This is a genomic window from Actinopolymorpha singaporensis (assembly GCF_900104745.1).
Classification (GTDB): Bacteria; Actinomycetota; Actinomycetes; order Propionibacteriales; family Actinopolymorphaceae; genus Actinopolymorpha; species Actinopolymorpha singaporensis.
The window spans coordinates 5,719,596-5,738,351 of sequence record NZ_LT629732.1; the positions used below are offsets into that span (position 1 = coordinate 5,719,596).

At 71.9% G+C, this 18,756-nt stretch carries 18 protein-coding genes and 1 pseudogene; 8 read left to right on the forward strand and 11 right to left on the reverse strand.

Features of this window, described 5'->3' with window-relative positions:
- Positions 1-25: 25 nt before the first annotated feature.
- From ispG to dxr, 3 genes are all read right to left on the reverse strand, one after another.
- Entirely contained in the window at positions 26-1,162 is a 1,137-nt protein-coding gene (gene ispG / locus BLU27_RS25555) for a flavodoxin-dependent (E)-4-hydroxy-3-methylbut-2-enyl-diphosphate synthase (protein ID WP_092658283.1), read from the reverse strand.
- Between the two features lie 147 nt (positions 1,163-1,309).
- On the reverse strand, positions 1,310-2,599 hold the full coding sequence (locus tag BLU27_RS25560) for a M50 family metallopeptidase (RefSeq protein WP_092656148.1): 1,290 nt from the start codon (positions 2,597-2,599) through the stop codon (positions 1,310-1,312).
- A 1-nt stretch (position 2,600) separates the two neighbouring features.
- Positions 2,601-3,845 carry a 1-deoxy-D-xylulose-5-phosphate reductoisomerase gene (gene dxr, locus BLU27_RS25565; RefSeq protein ID WP_197681578.1) on the reverse strand — a complete coding sequence of 415 codons (1,245 nt, stop codon included), beginning with the start codon at positions 3,843-3,845 and terminating at the stop codon, positions 2,601-2,603.
- An 88-nt stretch (positions 3,846-3,933) separates the two neighbouring features.
- On the opposite strand from dxr, the gene BLU27_RS25570 reads away from it, so the two are divergent.
- The gene (locus BLU27_RS25570) at positions 3,934-4,593 is read left to right on the forward strand and encodes a TetR/AcrR family transcriptional regulator (RefSeq protein ID WP_092656150.1); all 660 of its coding nucleotides are present in this window, start codon (positions 3,934-3,936) and stop codon (positions 4,591-4,593) included.
- A 76-nt stretch (positions 4,594-4,669) separates the two neighbouring features.
- Positions 4,670-5,596 carry a TIGR03620 family F420-dependent LLM class oxidoreductase gene (locus BLU27_RS25575; RefSeq protein ID WP_092656151.1) on the forward strand — a complete coding sequence of 309 codons (927 nt, stop codon included), beginning with the start codon at positions 4,670-4,672 and terminating at the stop codon, positions 5,594-5,596.
- A 48-nt stretch (positions 5,597-5,644) separates the two neighbouring features.
- Here the strand turns inward: BLU27_RS25575 and BLU27_RS25580 are convergent, their stop codons facing one another.
- The 3 genes from BLU27_RS25580 to BLU27_RS25590 all read right to left on the reverse strand — a co-directional run bounded on the left by BLU27_RS25580 (position 5,645) and on the right by BLU27_RS25590 (position 8,695).
- Positions 5,645-6,511, reverse strand: coding sequence for a bifunctional methylenetetrahydrofolate dehydrogenase/methenyltetrahydrofolate cyclohydrolase (locus tag BLU27_RS25580; RefSeq protein WP_092656152.1), 867 nt, complete (start codon positions 6,509-6,511; stop codon positions 5,645-5,647).
- 108 nt (positions 6,512-6,619) lie between these two features.
- Positions 6,620-7,489: a formyltetrahydrofolate deformylase gene (gene purU, locus BLU27_RS25585; RefSeq protein ID WP_092656153.1), complete on the reverse strand. Its 870-nt coding sequence runs from the start codon at positions 7,487-7,489 to the stop codon at positions 6,620-6,622.
- 273 nt (positions 7,490-7,762) lie between these two features.
- Complete coding sequence (locus tag BLU27_RS25590) at positions 7,763-8,695, reverse strand: C1 family peptidase (protein WP_092656154.1); 933 nt, start codon at positions 8,693-8,695, stop codon at positions 7,763-7,765.
- Between the two features lie 277 nt (positions 8,696-8,972).
- Here BLU27_RS25590 and BLU27_RS25595 point away from each other — a divergent pair, with 277 nt between their 5' ends.
- The 4 genes from BLU27_RS25595 (at position 8,973) to BLU27_RS25610 (ending at position 14,299) form a co-directional block, all read left to right on the forward strand.
- Complete coding sequence (locus BLU27_RS25595; RefSeq protein ID WP_197681579.1) at positions 8,973-9,566, forward strand: DUF6328 family protein; 594 nt, start codon at positions 8,973-8,975, stop codon at positions 9,564-9,566.
- The gene (locus BLU27_RS25600) at positions 9,556-10,896 is read left to right on the forward strand and encodes a four-carbon acid sugar kinase family protein (RefSeq protein ID WP_092656155.1); all 1,341 of its coding nucleotides are present in this window, start codon (positions 9,556-9,558) and stop codon (positions 10,894-10,896) included. Before BLU27_RS25595 ends, BLU27_RS25600 begins: the two co-directional genes overlap by 11 nt.
- Positions 10,893-11,894, forward strand: coding sequence for a 4-hydroxythreonine-4-phosphate dehydrogenase PdxA (gene pdxA / locus BLU27_RS25605; protein WP_092656156.1), 1,002 nt, complete (start codon positions 10,893-10,895; stop codon positions 11,892-11,894). The genes BLU27_RS25600 and pdxA overlap by 4 nt, the downstream gene beginning before the upstream one ends.
- Positions 11,895-12,049: 155 nt before the next feature.
- Positions 12,050-14,299 (forward strand): outer membrane protein assembly factor BamB family protein, encoded by a 2,250-nt coding sequence (locus BLU27_RS25610; RefSeq protein WP_172805035.1) that lies wholly within the window; start codon positions 12,050-12,052, stop codon positions 14,297-14,299.
- A 63-nt stretch (positions 14,300-14,362) separates the two neighbouring features.
- Here BLU27_RS25610 and BLU27_RS25615 read toward each other — a convergent pair whose 3' ends face one another.
- The 5 genes and pseudogenes from BLU27_RS25615 to BLU27_RS31370 all read right to left on the reverse strand — a co-directional run.
- A complete protein-coding gene (locus BLU27_RS25615) occupies positions 14,363-15,247 on the reverse strand; it encodes a phosphotransferase (RefSeq protein WP_092656158.1) in 885 nt (294 codons plus the stop codon).
- Positions 15,248-15,258: 11 nt separating this feature from the next.
- The gene (locus BLU27_RS25620) at positions 15,259-15,900 is read right to left on the reverse strand and encodes a TetR/AcrR family transcriptional regulator (protein WP_092656159.1); all 642 of its coding nucleotides are present in this window, start codon (positions 15,898-15,900) and stop codon (positions 15,259-15,261) included.
- A 78-nt stretch (positions 15,901-15,978) separates the two neighbouring features.
- On the reverse strand, positions 15,979-17,082 hold the full coding sequence (gene rlmN, locus BLU27_RS25625) for a dual-specificity RNA methyltransferase RlmN (protein WP_092658285.1): 1,104 nt from the start codon (positions 17,080-17,082) through the stop codon (positions 15,979-15,981).
- Between the two features lie 91 nt (positions 17,083-17,173).
- Complete coding sequence (locus BLU27_RS30660) at positions 17,174-17,311, reverse strand: hypothetical protein (protein WP_241827635.1); 138 nt, start codon at positions 17,309-17,311, stop codon at positions 17,174-17,176.
- Between the two features lie 70 nt (positions 17,312-17,381).
- Positions 17,382-17,477: pseudogene (locus BLU27_RS31370) on the reverse strand (MarR family transcriptional regulator); the annotation flags it as partial.
- Between the two features lie 113 nt (positions 17,478-17,590).
- Between BLU27_RS31370 and BLU27_RS25635 the strand changes: the two are divergent.
- Together BLU27_RS25635 and BLU27_RS25640 are read left to right on the forward strand one after the other, a co-directional pair.
- Positions 17,591-17,872: an MMPL family transporter gene (locus tag BLU27_RS25635; RefSeq protein ID WP_277869257.1), complete on the forward strand. Its 282-nt coding sequence runs from the start codon at positions 17,591-17,593 to the stop codon at positions 17,870-17,872.
- Positions 17,873-18,252: 380 nt separating this feature from the next.
- A complete protein-coding gene (locus tag BLU27_RS25640; RefSeq protein WP_092656161.1) occupies positions 18,253-18,675 on the forward strand; it encodes a TIGR03668 family PPOX class F420-dependent oxidoreductase in 423 nt (140 codons plus the stop codon).
- Positions 18,676-18,756 lie beyond the last annotated feature (81 nt).

Here is an 18,756-nt window from a genome sequence, read left to right on the forward strand (position 1 = left end):
GTCTCCGACGATCCTCGTCCCTGGCCTAGCGCACCTCGACCTCGGGTGCCCCGGATGCTACTCCGGCACCCTTCAGCTCCTCACCGATCCGCATGGCCTCGTCGATGAGGGTCTCCACGATCTCGCTCTCGGGGACGGTACGCACGACCTCGCCCTTGACGAAGATCTGGCCCTTGCCGTTGCCGGACGCCACACCGAGGTCGGCCTCGCGCGCCTCGCCCGGGCCGTTCACCACGCAGCCCATCACGGCGACGCGCAGCGGCACCTCCATGCCCTCCAGGCCCGCGGTCACCTCCTCGGCGAGCTTGTAGACGTCGACCTGCGCGCGCCCGCACGAGGGGCAGGACACGATCTCCAGCTTGCGCGGGCGGAGGTTCAGCGACTCGAGGATCTTGATGCCGACCTTGACCTCCTCCGCCGGCGGGGCGGACAGGGACACCCGGATCGTGTCGCCGATCCCCTTCGACAGCAGGGCGCCGAACGCCACCGAGGACTTGATCGTGCCCTGGAACGCCGGGCCGGCCTCGGTCACGCCCAGGTGCAGGGGGTAGTCGCACTGCTCCGACAGCAGCTCGTACGCCCGCACCATCACCACCGGGTCGTGGTGCTTCACCGAGATCTTGAAGTCGTGGAAGCCGTGCTCCTCGAACAGGCTGGCCTCCCACAGGGCCGACTCGACCAGCGCCTCGGGGGTGGGCTTGCCGTACTTCTGCAGCAGCCTGGGGTCCAGCGAGCCGGCGTTGACGCCGATCCGGATGGACACGCCCGCGTCGGCGGCCGTACGAGCGATCTCCTTCACCTGGTCGTCGAACTTGCGGATGTTGCCGGGGTTGACCCGTACCGCGGCGCAGCCGGCCTCGATCGCGGCGAAGACGTACTTCGGCTGGAAGTGGATGTCGGCGATCACCGGGATCTGCGACTTCGCGGCGATGGCCGGCAGCGCGTCGGCGTCGTCCTGGCTCGGGACCGCGACCCGGACGATGTCGCACCCGGTCGCCGTCAGCTCCGCGATCTGCTGCAGCGTCGCATTGATGTCGGTGGTCGGCGTCGTCGTCATCGACTGCACCGAGACCGGTGCGTCGCCGCCGACCAGCACCTTGCCGACCCGGATCTGCCGGGTCTTGCGGCGTTCGGCGAGGACGGGCGGGGGTGCTGCGGGCATGCCGAGGTCGATGCTGGTCACGAGTTGTCCTTCGCTGCTCGTCGCACGGCTTCCCGCGCGTACGTCTGGATCGTTACCCGATCAGCCGCCCGGATCACGTGTCCGGTGACGTCTCGGGTCGGTCGATGGGTCACGGGGTACGGCACCTCAGTTCGATATCCGTACCGGGTTGACGATGTCGGCGTACAACAACAGGACGCCCATCACGATGAGCACGCTCGCCACCGCGTACGCGACCGGCAGGGCCCGCGCCACGTCGACGTAGCCCGGATCGGGCCTGCGCCGCAGCCGGGCCACGGCGCGCCGCAGCGCTTCGTACAACGCCCCCGCGATGTGACCGCCGTCCATGGGCAGCAGCGGCACGAGGTTGAACAACGCGACGAAGAGGTTCAGCGCCCCGAGCCACTGCAGGAACGTGGCGATCCGGTCGCCGACCGACACCTGCGAGGCGGAGGCGATCTCGCCCGCGACGCGGCTGGCGCCGATCACGCTCATCGGGCTGTCCATCGCCCGCTTCTCCCCGAACGCCGCCTTGGCCACCCCGACCATGCGTTGGGGGATGTGCACCATTGCGTGGGCCGTCGCCGCGGTGAGCCGGCCCATCTCACCGATCACCGCACCGGGTCCCTGGCGTTCGCGGACCACGGTGGGACTGACCCCGAGGAAGCCGACGCGTTCCAGCTGCGCGGGGTTGTTCGGGTCGGGCCGGTCGGCCGCGATCAACGTGGCGTGCAGGGTGCGCCGCGCGCCGTCCCGGTTCACCGTGATCGTGACCGGGCCCGCGCCGGCGTCACGGATCAGCGCGGACGCCTTGTTCCAGGAGTCGATCGGGGTGCCGTTGAAGGCCACGATCTCGTCGCCGGGCCGCAGCCCGGCCTTCTTCGCCGGCGACAGCGGATCAGCCGGCGTGCACTTGCGGGCGCCGTCGGCGGCGGGAACCACGCAGTCGGGCACCGCGCTGACCGTCGGCTTGGGCACGTCGGTGCCGAAGCCCATCAGCACGATCCCGAACAGCAGGACCGCCAGGATGATGTTCATCAGCGGGCCGCCGCTCATGATGATCAGCTTCTGCCACCACTTCTTGGTGTAGAAGAGGCGGTGCTCCTCACCGGGCGGCGTCTCCTCCGCCGAGGAGTTGCGGGCCTCCTCGATCAGCGTCTGGAACGGCCCGGTGCTGGCCCTGCGCATCCGCCCGTCGCGGGCCGGCGGGAACATCCCGATCATCCGGACGTACCCGCCGAACGGGATGAGCTTCAGGCCGTACTCCGTCTCACCGCGCCGACGCGACCACACCGTGCGGCCGAACCCGACCATGTACTGGGTGACGCGGACGTCGAACCACTTGGCTGGCGCGAAGTGGCCGATCTCGTGCAGGGCGACCGAGGCGAGCACGCCGACGAAGAAGACGACGGCGCCGGTGATCGCGATCAGGTCCATGTCAGATCCATCCGGAGGAGCCCTCCCGGTCAGACGATGCGGCGTGGCCTTCGATGAGTTCGGTGGCGCGGGCGCGTGCCCAGGTCTCCGCCTCCAGAACCTCCGGGAGCGTACGGGGGTTCCCGCCGGCTCCGGGGCCCGCCTGGTGAGCGTACTCCCCGACGATCGCGGCCACGGTGTCCACGATGCCGAGGAACGGCAGCCGACCCGCCGTGAACGCCGCGACGCACTCCTCGTTGGCGGCGTTGTAGACCGCCGGCGCCAAGCCGCCCCGCTCTCCCGCCTCCCGGGCGAGGCGCACCGCCGGGAACGCCTCGTCGTCCAGCGGCTCGAACTGCCAGGTCGCCGCCCGGGTCCAGTCGCAGGCGGGTGCGGCGTCGGGCACGCGGTCCGGCCAGCCGAGCGCGAGCGCGATCGGCAGCCGCATGTCGGGCGGGCTGGCCTGGGCGATCGTGGACCCGTCGGCGAACTCCACCATCGAGTGCACGACCGACTGCGGGTGGACCACCACCTCGATGTCGGCGTACGGGACGTCGAAGAGCTCGTGCGCCTCGATCACCTCCAGCCCCTTGTTGACCAGGGTGGCGGAGTTGATCGTGACCACCGGGCCCATGTTCCAGGTGGGGTGGGCCAGCGCCTGCTCGAGCGTGACGTCGGCCAGGGAGGCCCGGCTGCGGCCGCGGAACGGGCCGCCGCTGGCGGTGACCACCAGCCGGCGCACCTCGGAGCGGCTGCCGGAACGCAGGCACTGCGCCAGCGCGGTGTGCTCGGAGTCGACCGGGACGATCTGGCCGGGTTTGGCGGCCGCGCGGACGAGTGGACCGCCGGCGATCAGCGACTCCTTGTTGGCCAGCGCGAGCGTGCGGCCGGCGTTCAGCGCGGCGAGCGTGGGTGCCAGCCCGACGGAGCCGGTCATGCCGTTCAGAACGGTGTCGCAGGGCCAGGTGGCGATCTCGGCGGCCGCGTCCGGCCCGGCGAGGATCTTCGGAACGCTGAACTCGCCGCGGGAGTAGCCCTGCCGCTGGGCCTGCGCGTAGAACGCCAGCTGGAGGTCCTGGACGACGGTCGAGCGGGACACCGCCACCACGTCGACGCCGAGATCGAGCGCCTGCCGGGCGAGCAGGTCGACCTGCCCGCCGCCGGCGGCGAGCCCGACGACGCGGAACGTGTCCGGGTTGCGGCGTACGACGTCGATCGCCTGGGTTCCGATCGAGCCGGTCGAGCCGAGGAGTACCACCTCACGCATGAGCACCAGTGTCCCCTATCGGAGTGACCGGGTGGCGTACGGTCGCGTCTCGGTGGGTTTTTGACCGATCGGTCATATACTCCTTCCCATGTCGGACATCGCCCCGGCCCCCTCGGCCTCCCGGAGCAGACCGCCCGGCCGGCCGCGCTGCTTCGACCCCGGCGCCGCCCTCGACACGGCTGTCGAGGCGTTCCTCGCCCGGGGTTACCACGCGACCTCGCTGACCGACCTCACCACCGCCACCGGGCTGCACCGGGGCAGCCTGTACGCGGCGTTCGGCGACAAGCACAGCCTGTTCCTGGCGGCGCTGCGCCGGCACGCCGAGCGCAGCCTGGCAGTGCTCGACGCCACGGTCACCGCCGCACCCTCGCCGCTGGAAGGCATCCGGACATTCCTCCGCGACCACGCCGAACGCGCCGCCGGGCAGGGGAACGGGCAGGGCGACGGGCGCGGCTGCCTGGTCGCCAACACCACGCTCGAACTGCTGCCCGAGGACCGCGAGGTGGCCCGGGAGATCGAGGCGTACCAGCTGCGGATGACGGCCCGGGTCGCACAGGCGCTGGACGAGGCGCGGGCGGCCGGCGAACTCACCGCACCGGGTTCGACGACGGCGCAGGCGCGGTACCTGTTCGTGGTGGTGGAGGGAATGTGGCAGCTCGGGCGTACGACAGGCGACACCGGCACGCTGCTCGACGTCGCGGAGGTCGCCCTCGCCGCCCTCGGCCCGCGGACCGACCCGACGACCTGACGCACCGACTGACGCACCGACTGACGCACGGACTGACGCACGGAGAAGTTCACCTACCGACGAAAGGTCACCTCTCATGACACCCCTCTCCGGCAACGCGCCCCGGCCCGGCACCTGGAAGGAGCGGCTGGGCTCCGTCGGCGTCTGGAGCAGCGCTCTGAACTGGGCGTCCGCAGCCTCCGCCCGCGAGGCCGCCGCCGAGGTCGAGGAGCTCGGCTACGGCTCGCTGTGGGTCTCGGAGACCCCGCTGTCGAAGGAGCCGTTCGCCAACGCCGCCGTCCTGCTGGCGGCGACCGCGCGGATCCCCATGGGCACCGGCATCGCCAACGTGTGGGCCCGGGACGCGGCCGCCGCCAGAGCCGCTGCGCTGACGCTGTCGGAGTCGTTCCCCGGCCGGTTCGTGCTCGGCCTCGGCGTGAGTCACCTGCCCGCGGTCCAGGCCAGAGGCGGGCAGTACGAACGCCCGTTGGCCAAGATGCGTGACTACCTCGACCAACTGGAGGGCGGCGCACCCTACGAGGCGAACCGCGGGCAGGAGGACCCGCCGGTGGTGCTGGCCGCGCTGCGCCGGAAGATGCTGGAACTCGCCCGCGACCGTACGCAGGGCGCGCACCCCTACTTCGTCCCTCCCGAGCACACCGCCCGTGCTCGGGAGGTGCTGGGGGCCGACCCGCTGCTCATCCCCGAGCAGGCCGTCCTGCTCGAGACCGACCCCGAACGGGCGCGTGCCCTCGGCCGCGACCACACGTCGTACTACCTCAAGCTCCCCAACTACACCAACAACCTGCGCGCGCTCGGCTTCTCCGACGAGGAGTTCGAGAACGGCGGCAGCGACCGCCTGCTCGACGCGATCGTCGCGTGGGGTGACGTCGACGCCGTACGCGCCAGGGTGCGGCAGCACCTGGACGCGGGTGCCGACCACGTGCTGCTCCAGCCGGTCGCGCCCGAACACGGCATCGGGCTGGACCAACTACGCGAGCTCGCACCGGCCCTGCTCGGCTGAGAGCGGGAGGTCCGCCGCTTCCCGTCCGAGCAGCCCGCCGAAAGCGGGTCAGCGGGAGGCGTCGGCCGCCGCCGCCTCGGCTGCCTCCACCACGTTCGTCAGCAGCATCGCCCGCGTCATCGGGCCCACCCCGCCCGGCATCGGCGCCAGCCAGCCGGCCACCTCGCGCACACCCGGGTCGACGTCGCCGACCAGGCCGGCGTCGGTCCGGGTGATGCCGACGTCGAGCACCGCCGCGCCCGGCCGCACCATGTCGGCGCGGATCAGCCCGGGCACCCCGGCCGCCGCCACCACGATGTCGGCGCCGCGCACGTGTGAGGCCAGGTCCTTGGTACGGGTGTGACAAAGGGTCACGGTGGCGTTCTCCGAGCGCCGGGTGAGAATCAGCCCGAGCGGACGGCCGACCGTGATGCCGCGGCCGATCACGCAGACCTCCGCACCGGCCAGCTCCACGTCGTGGCGGCGAAGGAGCTCGACGATGCCCCGCGGCGTGCAGGGCAGCGGCGCGGGTTCACCGTGCACCAGCCAGCCGAGGTTGGCCGGGTGCAGCCCGTCGGCGTCCTTGGCCGGATCCATCAGGGCGAGCACGCGGTTGGCGTTCAGTCCCCTCGGCAGCGGCAGCTGGACGATGAACCCCGTGCAGGCCGGGTCGGCGTTCAGCCGGCGTACCTCCGCCTCGACCTCCTCCTGGGTGGCGTCGGCGGGCAGCTCCACCTGGATGCTCTCGATACCGACCTGGGCGCAGTCGCGGTGCTTTCCGCGTACGTACGCGTGGCTGCCGGGGTCGTCGCCGACGATCACCGTACCCAGCCCGGGTGCGACACCCTGCGCGCGCAGGCGCGCCACGCGTTCGGTCAGCTCGGCGCGGATGGCCGCCGCCGTCGCCTTGCCGTCCAGGATCCGTGCGCTGCTCATCGTTCTCCTCGTTCGGGGCCCGGTGTCGGTCCGCGTGCGTTCGTCACGTCCGTACGTCGTTCCTACCAGTGCGTGGCCCGCGCACCTCGCGGCGGGCCGCGCGGTGGCTCACCGGAAGATGACCGTCCGCATGCCGTTCAGGATCACCCGGTGCTCCAGGTGCCAGGTGACGGCCCGGGCCAGGGCGAGGCATTCCAGGTCGCGGCCCACCGCCGCGAGTTTGGCCGGGGTCAGGGTGTGGTCGACCCTGGCCACCTCCTGCTCGATGATCGGCCCCTCGTCCAGCACCTCGGTGACGTAGTGGGCGGTCGCGCCGATCAGCTTGACGCCGCGTTCGTACGCCTGGTGGTAGGGCCGCGCGCCCTTGAAGCTCGGCAGGAACGAGTGGTGGATGTTGATCGCCCGGCCAACCAGCTTCTCACACAGATCGTGGGACAGCACCTGCATGTAGCGGGCCAGCACCACGAGGTCGACCCGCTGGGCGGACACGAGATCGAGGATCGCCTGTTCCTGCGCCTGCTTGGTGTCCGCCGTCACCGGCAGATGGTGGAACGGCAGGCCGGTCTTCTCCACCATCGGGCCGGCGTCGGGGTGGTTGGACACCACGGCGGCGATGTCGGCCGGAATCGCACCGACCCGGCAGCGGTACATCAGGTCGTTGAGGCAGTGGTCCTGCTTGGAGACCAGCACCAGCAGCCGCTGGCGGACACCGAGGTCGCGAACCTGCCAGTCCATCCCGAAGGTGGCACCGATCGGGGCGAAGCCGACCTGCAGGTCGTCCAGCGTCGTCTGCTCGGACTCCGCCTGGACGTGCACCCGCATGAAGAAGCCGCCGTCCAGCCGGTCGCTGAACTGCTGGCTGTCCACGATGTTGCAGCCGCGCTCGGCCAGGAAACCGGCCACGGCGTGCACGATGCCGAGCCGATCGGCACAGGACAGGGTGAGGACGTACTCCGGCCGGGGGCTGGTGTTGCTCATGGGTTCGATTGTCCCGGGCAGCGGCCCGCGGCACGGCCCGACCCCGTCAGTCGGCCGCCGGAGTTGCTCGTCGCCGCTCCTGCCGGCCCTCCTCGCAGCGCCCCGGCGACCGTGGCAGGAACCGCCGAAACCTGCCCATCAAGGGGCAGAACCCGACGAACGGGAACTTTTGCAGGTGCGGTGTGCTCGTCGCGCCTGTCCTTCCTCGGCACGTTCCTGGGTGCCGCCGCGCTCGGGGTGGTCGGCGATCTCTTCGTCCTCGCGGGTGTGCGCCTACTCGTCGAAGGCGGTGGTGTCGAACATCTCCGCCTGGGTCATCGACCACCAGTCGGTGGCGAGCTCGCGACGGACGTACTCGTACGGCAGCCAGCCGTAGCCGCTGTCACCCCAGCTCTCCCCCCACGAGTTGCGGACGAGGAACGCGCCGGTCTGCGTGGTGTTGTCGCCCGGGTTGGTGACCTTGCGCTTGTCGTCGTACCCGACGGCGGCGATCGCGTGGCCGCCGAGGACGTTCTCCTTGGCGCTCGGGAACGGAATGTCACCGGGGCTGGCCGGCTTCTGGATCGACTCGTAGACGGTGAAGCCGAACATCGCGGGGATGCCGGCGGCGAGGTGGCTGCGCACCTCCGCGAGCGCGTCCTCGCCGTTCGTCCCGGCTGGGTCGAGCCGGAAGTACTGCAGGGCCTGGTAGTTCTGCGCGAAGGCGAACGCGAACGCGGGCGGGTCCTCGTCGAACTTCGTCACGTCGTAGGGCCAGTACTTCTCCGGCGGCGAGCCGAAGGCGGCCAGTGCCCCCATCACCGAACGCAGGTAGGCACCCGTGTCCCCCTTCACCCCGAGGAAGTCGCGGGTGACCTTGTACAGGAACAGCCGGGACAGGTCGATGTACTTCCCGCTGGCCCGGCGCTGGTAGTACTCCATGATCCCGCAGGCGGCGTTCGCCGTGCACGAACCGAGCTCGCCCTGGTCCTCCACCGACGAGCACCACTGCCGCAGGTCGACCTTGGCCGGCAGCTTGTTGGTGGCCCGCCCACCTCCCGCGGTCGTCATCCGGTCCGCCAGGCCGCGCAGGCTGGCCGAGGCGGAGTTCTTCAGCTTGTCCACCACGGGCGTGGACCGGCTGGTGAGGTCGCGTACGTCGGGGCGGTCGGGCAGCCAGCCCGTGCCGACCGGCCGGGTCCGGCCGGGCAGGACGATCGTCTCCATGGCGGTGTCTCCCTGGGTCTGCCTGGTGATGGTTCGGTGATGCTTCGCTGATGATTCGGTCGTGCTTCGGTGGTGCCGGTACACCGGGGGTTTTCCCAGGTCAGGCCGGACATATGTCGGCCGTGGGCCCGATCCCGCCCTGATCCCGCCCTGATCCCGCCCTGATCCCGCCCTGATCCCGCCCTGGTGCTGCCGGGTGCTCGCAAGGTGCTCCCCGGATGCTGCTGGGCGCTGCCCGGTGCTGCGGGCCGAACGCGGTCCCGGGCATGATGCGGACATGGACAGTTCCGGAGGGACCGGGCCGCGCCGACCCCTGCGGCCCGGCGAGACCCGGGTCCAGCGGGCCGACCGGAACTTCGCCGAGATCCTCGGTGAGCTGCGGGTCCTGCAGACCGGTGTGCAGATCCTGTTCGGTTTCCTGCTGATCCTCGCGGTGCAGCCGAGGTTCGGCGAGACCTCGACGTTCGGCCGGGTCACCTACGTCGTCACGTTGATGCTGTGCTGCCTGGCGACCGCGTTGCTGATGGGCCCGGTCGCCTACCACCGCGCGCTGTTCGCGAAGGGCCTCAAGCCGGAGATCGTGCGGGTGTCCAACCGGTTCGCCCGCGCGGGCATGCTGGTGCTGTTCCTCGCGATCGACGGTGCGGTGCTGCTGGTGATGGACTTCGTGTTCGGCCTGCCTGTCGCACTGGTGCCGGCGGCGTTCGTCCTGGTGGTGTTCACGGCGGCGTGGTACGTCCTTCCGACCAGACGGCTGGCGGCCCTGGACCGGGAGTTGCGCGAGCTACGGGAAAAGCCCGAGCAGTCCTTGCCCGGGCAGCGGAGTCCTGGAGGTCCCCACGAGCCCGGGAACGCGGGCCATGGCTCCTGAGCTCCGGGTGGCCGTCGTGGCCGACGACCTGACCGGCGCCGCCGACACCGGCGCCGGCTTCCTGCGGGCCCGGCTGAGCACCACTGTGACCTGGGCGGAGGAACTCCTCGTCGGCAGCCTCACCATTCCCGGCCATGGCCACACCGACGTACTCGCCGTCGACGCCGGTACGCGGCGGGCGACCCCCGAGCTTGCCGCGACGATGACGGGGCGAGTGGTGGAGGCGCTTCGAGTGGCCGGGACCCGCGTCCTCTACCAGAAGGTCGACTCGATGGCCCGTGGTCACCTCGGGGCCGAGGTCGGCGCCGCGTTGCGGGCCTGGCATCCAGGCGCGGTGGCGGTGGTCGCGCCGGCGTTCCCGGCCGCGGGACGCAGCACGGTCGGCGGGGTCCAGCGAGTGTACGGCGTTCCCGCCGAGCGCGGCGACCTCGCGGCCCGGCTCGACCGGGCCGGGGTCCGCGCTGCGCGGGTCGACCTGACTGCCGTACGAAGCGCCGACCCGCGGGCGGCCCTGGAACGTTCGCTTCCGCCCGGCGTCCAGGCCCTGCTGTGTGACGCCGAGACCGACGCCGACCTGGCCGCGATCGCCGGCACGGCCGCCTCGCTGTCCCGGCCCGTGGTGTGGGTGGGCTCGGCCGGCCTCGCCCACGTACTCCCCCACGTGCTGGGTCTCGTCGGCGACAGCGGGCCGCCTGACAAGGACTGCTTGACAGTGGTCGGCAAGGCGAAGTTGACAACCGATCCGGAGGGGCCCGTGCACGGACCGGGCGTCCATCCGGCCGGGCCGGTCCTGGTCGCCGTGGGCAGCGTGCACGCGTCGGCACGCGAGCAGGCCAGCCACCTGCTGGCCGACGGGGCGGGCCATGTGGAGGTGCCGGTGGCCTCCCTCGACCACCACGTCGACGTGACCCTCGCAGCGATCCGGCGGCACCTGCGGGCGGGCACCGACGTCGTACTCACCCTCTCCGACGACCTCGGCGTCGCGGGGCCGGACGACCACCGGCTGACCGACCGGCTCGGCGAACTCACCAGGCCCTGCGCCGACCTGGTGGCCGGACTCGTGCTCACCGGCGGGGACACCGCCACCGGTCTCCTGCGGGCCTGGGGCGTTTCGGGGCTGCGCCTGTGTGCCGAGGTCGAGCCCGGCGTACCCCTGTCGGTGACGACCGGTCGCCGGCGAATCCCGGTCGTCACCAAGGCCGGTGCGTTCGGCGACGCCGCGACACTGCGGCGGGCCCGGGCCCGGCTCGCCTCGTTCGCCGCCTCCACCTCCACCCGCTCGTCCAGTTCCTCGTCCACCCACTCGCCATCCGCCGAAGGAGAACGATGAACCGTCCCGTCATCGCGATCACCATGGGAGACGCCGCGGGTGTCGGCCCCGAGGTGGTCGTCAAGGCCCTCGCCCACCGGGAGACGTACGACCTGCTCCGGCCGGTCGTCGTCGGGGACGCCGGCCGGCTGCGGCGCGCGGTCGAACTCACCGGCGTGGACCTGGACGTACGCGAGGTCGACTCCCCCACCGACGCGGCGTACACCGCCGGCACCGTCGACTGCATCGACCTCGGACTGATCCCGGCCGACCTGGAGTTCGGCAAGCTGTCCGAGGTCGCCGGGGACGCGGCGTTCCGCTACATCGAGCGGGCCGTCGCGCTGGCCACGTCCGGTGAGGTGGACGCCATCTGCACCGCCCCGCTGAACAAGGAGGCGCTGCACGCGGCCGGGCACCGCTACCCCGGCCACACCGAGATCCTGGCCGCGCTGACCGGTACGCCCGAGGTGTCGATGATGCTCAGCGCACCCAGACTGCGGGTGGTGCACTGCACGACCCACATCGGCCTGGTGGACGCGGTCGAGCGGATCGAGCCCGGGCTGGTCGAACGCACCATCCGGCGCGGGCACGAGACGCTGGTCAGGTCGGGGATCGACGCACCGCGGATCGCCGTCTGCGGGATCAACCCGCACGCGGGCGAGAACGGCCTGTTCGGGAACGGCGAGGAGGAGACGAAGGTCGCCCCGGGCATCGCCGCCGCGCGGGCCGACGGCATCGACGCCCGTGGCCCGCTGCCCGCCGACACGGTGTTCTTCCGGGCCGTACGCGGCGACTTCGACCTGGTGGTCGCGATGTACCACGACCAGGGGCACTGCCCGGTCAAGGTGCTCGGACTGGACGCCGGCGTCAACATCACCGTCGGGCTGCCGGTGGTGCGGACCTCGGTCGACCACGGAACGGCGTTCGACATCGCCGGCACCGGCGAGGCGGACGAACGCAGCATGCTGGAGGCGCTGCGGCAGGCGGCCGAACTCGCGCCCGAACGCCACGCGGCCTGAGGGAGGTCGTACGCCACGCCGGTGGGGCGATCTCGGGGCGGTCACCGGCCGGATGGGGTCTGTTCATGACCGTTCACCGGCGAACCGGCGCGCGTTGCCGGCGGTTGCGGCTAGCGTTCCGGCGAAGATCATCCTCGGCCGGAAGGACACCCCCGATGCCGCCTCACTCCGACCCGGTTGTGCCCGCGTCCCCGCTCGGCCGGCGACGGTTCCTCACCTTGGCCGGTGCTCTCGGCGGCGCCGCGGCATGGGGTGGGACGGGTGGGTTCGGCACCGCGTGGGCGGCGGCACCGGGCGCGGACGTGACCGGTAGGGCGGCGTCGGCCGCCACGGTCGCCGGAGCGCCCGGCGCGCCGCTGTCGTTCGCCGTCCTCACCGACACCCACGCAAACGTCCAGGCGCCGGCGGGGCTGGACACCCTGCGCCGCACCTTCGCCTCCGTCGAGGCGGCCGACCCGGCGTTCGTCCTCAACTGCGGCGACATCACCGACTACGGCGCCGACGACGAGTTCGGAGCCTACCTGTCCACGATCCCGGCAGGGCTGCGTGACCGGCTCCACCACGTGCCCGGCAACCACGAGGTGCGCTGGGACGTCCACGGCCGCGAGCTCTACCACCGGCTGTTCGGCCCGGCGCCGTACTCCTTCGACGTGGCCGGGCTGCACGTCGTGGGCCTGGACCCGACCCAGCTTCTGCAGGAGCCGGGCCACTTCGGCCGGGACGGCCTGCGCTGGCTCGCCGACGACCTCGCCGCGGCCGGGCCGAGCGTGCTCTTCCTGCACTACCCGATGGGCGGCGAGCACTACTACGTCAACGACCAGGACGCGTTCTTCGAGACCGTTGCCGACCTGCGGGTGCGGGCGATCTTCGCCGGGCACATCCACCGCGAGCAGGTCGTCCGCACCAACGGCCTGACCCAGGTCGCCGCCAACGCGGTGAAGAACGGCGCCTACTACTACTGGGTCGACCGGGTGTCCGAGGCCGGGCACAGCGTGCTGCGGGTCTCGGCGGTCGCGGTCGCTGCCGACGGCACCGAGACCAGACGGGACCTCACCACGATCCCGCTGGAGGAGGACCGCACCACCCGGCGGCTCCGGCCGGTACGCATCGAGGTCGGCGTACCCTCCGGCGGCCGGGTGCAGGTCGACGTTCAGGTGCCTTCGACCGGCTCCACAGGCACCCAGGCACAGGTTTATCCGCAACAGATCTTCGGCGGTGGCTCGGCCGGGACCTGGGCCGACCTGACCCGCACGAGCCGCGGCTGGTCGGGGTCGGTCGACGTGGCAGCGCTCGCGGCAGGTGCACACCGGCTGCAGGTGCGGGTGCTCGGCACCGGCGGTGCCCGCTACGACGTGACCCGCCCGTTCACCGTGCCCGCCGTCGGTGACGCGCCCCGCGACCGGTGGCAGGCGCGGCTACCAGGCAGCATTCAGGGCGCCCTGGCCGCACACGAAGGTCTCGTCGTGGCCGCGACCACCAGCGGCGCGGTCGAGGCGTTCCGCCCCACCCGCGCCGGTCGCGAGGTGGCCTGGCGGGTGACTCTCGGCCCGGTCCGCCGCGGCCCGGCGTTCACCGCCGACGGCAGGACCGTCCTCGTGCCCTCCGCCGACCACCACCTGTACGCCCTCGACGCGGCGGACGGCAGCGTGCGCTGGCGGTTCGGCGTTCCCGACCCGGTGCTCAGCTCGCCGCTGGTGACGTCGGTGGGAGAGGTCGCCACCGTGGTCTTCACCGCCGGCACGACGCTGTACGCCGTGCACGCCGAGACCGGTGAGCAGCGGTGGAAGGCCGACCTGCACGGCTTCTTCGCCGGCCGCGCGGCATGTGACGGCGACCGCGTCTATGTCGGCGGTGGAGACGGCCGCGCGTACGCCTTCGACGCGGCGACCGGCGCCCAGGCCTGGTCCTACGACGCCACCACCCGGCAGGACTCCTACGGCCGGCTCCTCTACGGGCCCTGGGACGACGTGATCGAGCTCCTGCCCGGCGGCGGTGTCCTGGTGTCCACCGTCTCGGCCGCCGCGGCACTCGACCGCGCGTCGGGGCAACGCCGGTGGAGTGTGCCGGGCAGCTACATCTACTCCCCCTCGCCGGTCACCGAGCGCGGCGTGGTGCTGATCGACGAGTGGGGCCGGGTGCAGCTGGTAGACCCGGCGACGGGGACGGCCACGTGGAAGACCGAGATCGGCGCCCGGGCGCTCAACTCCGGCCCGGTCGTGGTGGGCGACCTGATGTGGAACGTCGCGGTGACCGGGCTGCTCGCCTGCGTCGACCTCACCGACGGGACCGTGCGGCACCGCCGCCAGCTCGGCCCGGTCAACACGTTCAGCACACCCGTTCTCGTGGACGGTCTGCTGGTCACCGGCGACCAGGACGGCACGCTGCGTGGCATCGAGCTGCCGTAGAAGGTCGGGAGACACGTGATCGGAGGGGTCGGCGCCGCTGGACCTCGCCGATCGCGGGCAGCTCTAGTCGTCGATACGGGTGCGGGCGAAGTCGATCATGGCGTCGACCTCGGCGGCGGAGTAGTGCCGGATCATCCAGTCGACCATGCGCAGGCTCATCGACGCCCAGTAGACGCGCAGGGTCGAGGGCTCGATGGTCCGGTCGATCACGTCGTCCAGCCAGCGCGCGGCGTCCGGGTCACCGTTTCGGGAGGCGACGCCGAACCGCAGCGTCACCAGGTCGAACCTCCGGTCGCCCCGCCCGATGCCGTCCCAGTCGAAGATTCCGGTGATCGCACCGGTCTCGTCGACCAGCACGTTGCCGGCGTGGAAGTCGAGGTGCACCAGGTCCTCGCCGGCCATCCGGGCGTCGTCGCCGGCACCGACCTCGCGGATCCACGACAGCAGCCCCCGGGTCCGGTCGTCGTAGCGTTCCAGCGGTTCGTGCAGGCAGAAGCCGGGCCCGCTGTGCCGCAGGTAGAGGTCGGGTGGTTGCAGGTCTGGACGGTCGGCCAGCAGGCCGGCGAAGCGTCCGTTGAGCTCGACCATCGCCTCGATCACGGCGCGGTCGTCCCGGGCGGGCGGGGAACCCGGCAGCCTCTCCTGGACGATCGCCACCGCGTCCGGCACCTCCGCCACCAGGTCGTACGCCGGGACGGGCAGGCCACGCGCCCGCGCGGCCGCAAGGATCTCGGCGGTGGTGCGGAGTTCGTCGGCACGGCCCGCCGGACCCATGGTGAGCACTCCGTCCCGGCCGTCGGGCCAGCGGACGAACGCGGCGCCGACCTCCCCGCCGGGCGCCGGTCCGAGCAGGGTCAGCCGGGCGCCGGTGTGGTCGTTGACCAGCGCGACGAGGTGAGCGGGATCGAGCCGGCGTACGGGAGCCAGATCGGGGTGATCATCGGGCATGAACGCAGACGCTACCCCGCAGCCGTACGGATGCCGACAAGCGCGACGTCGACACCGCGTCGAGCGGCTGCCCGAACCTCCGCCGGCGACTCGCCGCGGGCGATGGCGGTCAGCGCGGCCGCCTGTGCCGCACCCGTGAGCGCGCCGACGAACGCCGCGGCACTCACCCGGTCGAGCCGGTCGGGGTAGGCCCGGCACAACGCGTCGGTCAGCTGGCGCTGGGCGTCGAAGATCACGTGCAGCGCCCGGGCCTGCAGGGCCGGCACCGACATCACCAGACGTGCTCGCACGGTGTAGATCAGCTCGGCGTGCGCCTCGTCGGCCGTGTCACCCGAACCGTCGCCGGTGCCCATGAGGGCCATCACCCCTTCGGCGACCCGGGCCAGCAGGTCGCCGACATCTTCCTGGTCCCCGTGGTCGGTGATGAGCCGTACCGCCAGTTCGATCCGCTCGCCGGTGTCGGCGAACAGGACGGCTTCCTTGCTCGGGAAGTAGTTGAAGAACGTCTTCGTGGAGACGTCGGCGGCCGCGGCGACCGCGGCGACGGTCGTCTGGTCGTATCCCTGCTCGTCGAACAACCTGATCGCGGTCTCGATCAGGGTCTGGCGGGTCCGCCGCTTCTTACGTTCGCGCAGTCCGGCGCCGTCCGACATGCGGACACGCTACCCCAGCTGTATTCCTGCACTCGCTGTAATCCTTCACCCGGACAACGGCCGCGGGCGACACCGCCGTCAGGACTGCTTCGCCGCCAACTGCCCGCAGGCGCCGTCGATCTCCTGCCCCCGGGTGTCGCGGACCGTGACGGGTACGCCGTGCGCCTCCAGCCGGCGGACGAACTCCCGCTCGTCCTCCGGCCGCGAGGCGGTCCACTTCGACCCAGGCGTGGGGTTGAGCGGGATGAGGTTGACGTGCACCAGATGTCCGGCCAGCAGCCGGCCCAGCAGGTCGGCCCGGAACGCCTGGTCGTTGACGTCCTTGATCAGGGCGTACTCGATCGAGACCCGGCGCTTGGTGCGGTCGGCGTACTCCCAGGCCGCGTCCAGCACCTCGCCGACCTTCCACCGGGTGTTGACCGGCACGAGTTCGTCGCGAAGCTCGTCGTCGGGCGCGTGCAGCGACAGGGCCAGCGTCACCGCCAGCCCCTCCTCGGTGAGCTGGCGGATCCGCGGGACCAGCCCGACGGTGGAGACGGTGACGCCGCGCTGGGACATTCCGAGGCCGTCCGGGACGGGGTCGGTGAGGCGGCGTACGGCGGAGATCACCGTCTTGTAGTTTGCCAGCGGCTCGCCCATGCCCATGAACACGACATTGGAGACCCGGCCCGGCCCGCCGGCGACGGTACCGCTGGCGAGCAGCCGCGCGCCCGCGACCACCTGGCCCACGATCTCGGCGGCGGACAGGTTGCGGGTCAGGCCCGCCTGACCGGTGGCGCAGAACGGACAGGCCATCCCGCATCCGGCCTGGCTGGACACGCACATGGTGACCCGGCCCGGGTAGCGCATCAGGACGCTCTCCACCAGCGCGCCGTCGAAGAGCCGCCACACGGTCTTGACCGTCGCCCCGCCGTCGCAGGTCAGCGTGCGTACGGGAGTCAGCAGATCGGGCAGCAGGCCGGTGCCGATGCGTTCGCGGCTGCCCAGCGGCAGGTCGGTCATCTCCGCGGCGGAGTCGACGAACCGGCCGAAGTAGTGGGTGGACAGCTGGCGGGCACGGTAGGCGGGCTCGCCCAGCTCGACCAGCGCCTCCCGGCGTTCGGCCGGGGTGAGATCGGCGAGATGGCGGGGCGGCCGGCCGCGGCGCGGCGGGGCGAAGACGAGATCAACAGGAGCAGCCATGACGGCTCCCAGTGTCACACAGCGCACCAAAACCGGGCCGGTCACTCACTCCTCCGGCCGCTCGTCGCCCGGCTGCCGCTTGCCCGGCCACTCACTGTTCCGGTCGTGGCTGCCCTTCCTGACGGAGGTACGTCCGGAACGCCTCCGCCACGTCGCGCAGGTAGCGCAGGATGATCTCGCGCTCGTCCGGCGAGCGCTCCGCGGTGACCGCGGACACCTGAGCCAGCAACGGAAGCAGCTCCCCGCATCACCTCGCGCATGCCGGACTCGGTGACCGAGAGCACCTGCCGGCGCTGGTCACCGGGATGTGGCATACGCCGGACGTGCCCGTCCGCGACCAGCCGGTTGACGGTCTGGGTGGCCGCGGCGGATGTGATCCCGAGCCGCCGCGACAGCTCGACCGGCCCGGGGCCGACTCCCGTCTCGTTCCCCTGCTGCTCGCCGAGCGGGCTGCGCGCCGGGGTGCCAGCGGCGGCAGGCTTCCCGGCCCGGCCCGGCCCGGCCCGGCGTGGGAGGGCACGCCACCCGCCGGGCCGTCCTGCGTGCGCTCGCCGTCACCGGCGGCGTGATCACCAGCGCGGGCATCCTGCCGGCGGCGGTGTTCGCGGTGCTCGGAGTGCTGCCGCTGATCACGCTCACTCAGATCGGCGTCGTGGTCGGTGTCGGCGTACTCCTCGACACCCTGCTGGTACGCACGGCGCTCGTGCCGACCCTGGTGCTCCTCGCCGGGCGGCGGTTCTGGTGGCCCGGCCAGCCCGAGGTCGCCCACCGCGAAGCGCACCGGACCTGAAAGGGAGTGCCGAACGGGGCGGAGAAATACCGGGCCGAGAATTCGACGGGATTTCTCCGGCGAACGCCAGGTCAATTTCAGACTACGGGCCCGAATGCGGGCTGAGCCGTTCCGAGTCGGGCCTGAGTTCGGTCTGAGTTCTCTGAGTTCGGCCTGACAGCCGGCGCCGATTCTCGTGCAGTAACCCAGCAGGTGCAGGCGCCGGGAATTCGCGGACCGCCACCGACGGCAACGACGGGCAGAATTTCGTACGACCGTACGGAGTTTCGGGTCGGTTTGCCGGTCGGGTTCGGCCGGCGCGGACCAGCGCGGCCCCTCGCGATCCGACCGGACGGGATACGCTCCGGCAGGAGAGCTACCGGCAGGAGGGGGCGGCGCCGATGCGGCTGACCGGCGAGGAGGCGAGACGGCGGTTCGCGGGGAGCCGCACCGCCGCGCTGGCCATGGTGGACGCGGACAGCCGTCCCCACGTCGTGGTGGTGACGTTCGCCGTGGCCGGCGACGTGATCCTCACCGCCGTCGACCACAAGCCGAAGTCGACTCCGCGCCTGCACAGGCTCCGTCTGGTGACGGAGAATCCGCAGGTGTCGTTGCTCGCCGACCACTACGACGACGGCGACTGGACCCGGCTGTGGTGGGCCCGGGCCGACGGCCGAGCCGAGGTGGTGACCGACGCCGCCGAACGCGCCGAGCCGGTCCGGTTGCTGAGCGGGAAATACTCGCAGTACGCCGCCACACCGCCGGCCGGTCCGGTGATCAGGGTGCACGTCGAGCGCTGGACCGGCTGGGCGTACACCGAATGACGCGGCCGCAGCGGCTGTTCGCAGGCGCTGCACAACGCCCTTGCCGCGGCATCGATCGGGGGTACCCTTTTCCTGCTGTCG